General features: G+C 65.4%; 1 protein-coding gene and 1 pseudogene. Both read right to left on the bottom strand.

The window, feature by feature from the left end:
• Nucleotides 1-321: universal stress protein (locus ACWTU8_RS31815; RefSeq protein WP_455851251.1), on the bottom strand; the 321-nt coding region annotated here is incomplete at its 3' end.
• Nucleotides 322-433: 112 nt separating this feature from the next.
• Nucleotides 434-673, bottom strand: a pseudogene (locus ACWTU8_RS31810) (tryptophan--tRNA ligase); the annotation flags it as partial.

The following is a 673-nucleotide window of genomic DNA, read 5'->3' as shown; positions in this document are numbered from 1 at the left end:
CTTGTGGATCTCTTCCGTCGGCTTGCCCTCGCGCACCACCATTTCCGGCTCGATGCCGAGCTTCTGGCGCACCTTGTTGGCATAGCCGTCGAGAGCCGCGCGCGCCGTGGCGTTCGCCTCCTCGCGCATGATCTTCTCGACGCCCAGCCAATGCTGGAAATCGTCCGGTACGATGACGTAAAGCAGCACCAGCGTGCCGCTGGTGCTCTGCGCCCGCTTCGAGGCGTAGGCGACGGCGCGTTCGCATTCCGGCGTGTCGTCGATGATCGTCAGGAATTTCCTGCGATGCCCGGCTTCGCGGCTGAGGCGTTTGGAGACCATGTCTATCTACTCGGTGCGTTTTCGGCCGCAATCTGCCACCGCCGCCGACCGGCGGCAAGCGGCTGGTCGGCATGGCAGTGTCGGTGCAGATAAACCCAGATTGGACTCGGCGTCAGCCCTGCAGCAGGCCGATAATATCGCGCACCGTCTTCATCGTCGCTTCGGCGAGCACGCCGGCGCGTTCGCCGCCGTCCCTGAGCACCGCGTCGACATAGGCGCGGTCGCCTTCGATGCGGCGCATCTCGCCGGCGATCGGCGCCAGCTTCTCCACCGCAAGGTCGGCCAGCGCCGGCTTGAAGACGGAGAACTGCTGGCCGCCGAATTCCTTCAGCACGTCGGCCTTCGACATCTC

This window comes from Mesorhizobium sp. BHbdii, from assembly GCF_053848045.1.
Note: the sequence above shows the minus strand (reverse complement) of the source record. Positions and strands in the feature narration are given on the sequence as shown.